4 protein-coding genes and 1 pseudogene are annotated in these 2,460 nt (G+C 42.8%); 1 reads left to right on the top strand and 4 read right to left on the bottom strand.

Annotated features, from left to right (window positions below):
• From LC574_RS35645 to LC574_RS39510, 3 genes are all read right to left on the bottom strand, one after another.
• A partial coding sequence (locus LC574_RS35645) for an ACT domain-containing protein (protein WP_229458340.1) occupies positions 1-341 on the bottom strand: 341 nt, incomplete at its 3' end.
• Between the two features lie 286 nt (positions 342-627).
• Positions 628-1,320 carry a Uma2 family endonuclease gene (locus tag LC574_RS35640; protein ID WP_229458338.1) on the bottom strand — a complete coding sequence of 231 codons (693 nt, stop codon included), beginning with the start codon at positions 1,318-1,320 and terminating at the stop codon, positions 628-630.
• 3 nt (positions 1,321-1,323) lie between these two features.
• Complete coding sequence (locus LC574_RS39510) at positions 1,324-1,614, bottom strand: hypothetical protein (RefSeq protein ID WP_229458336.1); 291 nt, start codon at positions 1,612-1,614, stop codon at positions 1,324-1,326.
• Between LC574_RS39510 and LC574_RS39505 the strand changes: the two genes are divergently transcribed.
• Positions 1,546-1,767, top strand: coding sequence for a PepSY domain-containing protein (locus tag LC574_RS39505; RefSeq protein WP_368736776.1), 222 nt, complete (start codon positions 1,546-1,548; stop codon positions 1,765-1,767). The two genes, LC574_RS39510 and LC574_RS39505, sit on opposite strands and share 69 nt — an antisense overlap.
• 62 nt (positions 1,768-1,829) lie before the next feature.
• Here the strand turns inward: LC574_RS39505 and LC574_RS35625 are convergent.
• Positions 1,830-2,450: pseudogene (locus tag LC574_RS35625) on the bottom strand (photosystem II q(b) protein); the annotation flags it as partial.
• Positions 2,451-2,460: the final 10 nt, after the last annotated feature.

Here is a 2,460-nt window from a genome sequence, read left to right as displayed (position 1 = left end):
GCCATTGCTAAATCAGACACACTTCTTAAGGGAATTCTACTAGTAATGCTGATTTTGCCACCGCGATGCAAATTAAAGGTGCGATCGTAGACACTCAGTAACTTGATGTCTGGCAATGCTTTCACTGCTTGCACAATGGTTTCAGCATGTTCGGTACTAGCAGCATCCACAGTCAGATCGCGGGTGGATTCTTTGCGGGTTTGCTCGATTAGATCAATTTGACCAAGATTACCACCACAGGTTGCGATCGCCTGGGTTACGGATGCTAACATCCCTACACGATTGGGAATTTGCAAGCGCAGTGTCAAACTAAAACTAGAATTAGGAGTTAGGTCTGCCATGTTGATTTTGAATTTTAAGTTTTAGATTTTATATTAAATTGAGACAAAAATTAGAATCTGAAATTTGTAGTCTGTGGAAATACAATGAATGTTAACTCTGGAGATAACCGTCAGTAGTTAGTTTACTCACTGCTGACAGTTTTGATAATTATTTTTATTTATAGCAAATGCATTTACTACTATAGATGAGTAACAATTTAGTAATTGTACCCAAATACACCAGATGTTTTTTTAATATTTTATCTGTGTAAATATTTGTATATTTAAAATTATTTGTATTAATTTTTTACCTAAATAACCGCCCAACAAACTCCGTGTGTTCTTTTGAATTTAACCCTTGTTGCAGCACTGCTAAAACTGTCGTCATGTCCCCTGTAAGGAGTGAGGTGACAGCTAACCACAAACCTGGAAATACTGTACTTTTAATCACACCATCTGCATCCGCCACCAGTGGTAAATATTCACCATTTTGCAAACAGAACCAGTCGAGTTTATTTTCCAAAGTCTGCCAGACGATATATTCCTGCACTCCGTTGCGACGGTAAGCGCGTTTTTTGTCGTATAAATCAATAGATGCACTACTGGCTGCTACTTCTGCTACTAATTCAGGTGCGCCTTCTACGTAATCATCTTCACTTATTTGTGCCTGTCCCCTGTTTGGTTTATCTATCAACAGCAAAACATCAGGCTGTGGTTCATTGTCTAAATCCAAGCGCACAGTAGCATTGTCACCTAGTGCTACGCCTGGTGTGGAAACTTGATAAACTCCCAACCAGGTAATTAACTGTCCATGAGGTTGTCCATGACTTCTAAAACGCACTGGCGATGCCACATAAACGACTCCTTCGATTAATTCTGCTTTTTTATTGAGCATTGCTGCATAACGACGCTCGAATTCGTGGCGGGTTAAGCGATCGCCACTTTCTAAAGGAGGGATAAAAGCGCTATTATTTAAGCCATGTTCCACAGAAGCCGCCATTACCTAATTCCTCATCCGCAGGAGTTGTAGCTTGAATTTAACATAGTGGAGTGTGATGTTTTCCACATCCCCTGAAAAGTCAGGTTGAGCGTACGCATTTGCTTGTCGAGCGATCGCATTTGCTTGTTGAGCGTACGCATTTGCTTGTTGAGCGATCACATTTGCTTGTTTGGAAGTAGGTACGGTACTCTCTCTGTCTATCTCGACCAATACAGTGGTAAGGTTTTGTGGTTCAATAATGCGCTGAAGTCGTCGTTGGGCGATCGCGTCCTCAACTCCTTTACTCCTCTGCACTACGGCACTTTTTTGGGACTTACATCCCGCATACTCTATGTATTTGTCGGACTTACACCGTTGATTTTGTTCATTACTGGTTTTGTAATGTGGCGCGATCGCTATAGAACAAAATCTACTACAGGATTTATTAAACGCTCCGTTTTAAAATAATTACAACAAAAAAGCGCCCCCCATTTCTGGAGGGCGCTTTTTATTTAGCTAAATCTTCAGAATTAACCGTTGATAGCAGGAGCAGTCAGAGCAACAGGAGTAACTTCACCAGCAGCTAAGTCTAGGGGGAAGTTGTGAGCGTTACGCTCGTGCATTACTTCCATACCCAAGTTAGCGCGGTTGATTACGTCTGCCCAGGTGCTGATGACACGACCTTGGGAGTCAATTACTGATTGGTTGAAGTTGAAACCGTTCAGGTTGAATGCCATCGTGCTTACACCCAAGGCGGTGAACCAGATGCCGACGACAGGCCAAGCTGCGAGGAAGAAGTGCAGTGAACGGCTGTTGTTGAAGGAAGCGTATTGGAAGATTAGACGACCGAAGTAGCCGTGGGCTGCAACGATGTTGTAGGTTTCTTCTTCTTGACCGAATTTGTAACCGTAGTTAAGGGACTCGGTTTCGGTGGTTTCACGAACCAAAGAAGAGGTTACCAACGAGCCGTGCATTGCACAGAACAAGGAACCGCCAAATACACCAGCCACACCTAACATGTGGAAGGGGTGCATCAAGATGTTGTGTTCTGCTTGGAACACAATCATGAAGTTGAAGGTTCCAGAGATACCCAAAGGCATACCATCAGAGAATGAACCTTGACCGATTGGGTAGATCAAGAATACTGCGGTCGTCTAATCT

The sequence above is a fragment of the Nostoc sp. CHAB 5715 genome, from assembly GCF_020829685.1.
In the GTDB taxonomy this organism is placed as follows: domain Bacteria; phylum Cyanobacteriota; class Cyanobacteriia; order Cyanobacteriales; family Nostocaceae; genus Nostoc.
The sequence above is the reverse complement of the archived record's forward strand: the minus strand, read 5'-3'. Positions and strand labels throughout refer to the sequence as shown.

Excerpts from the sequence above, each read along its gene's own strand:
- LC574_RS35640 (WP_229458338.1), bottom strand. The coding sequence starts at position 1,320 with ATGGCGGCTTCTGTGGAACATGGCTTAAATAATAGCGCTTTTATCCCT.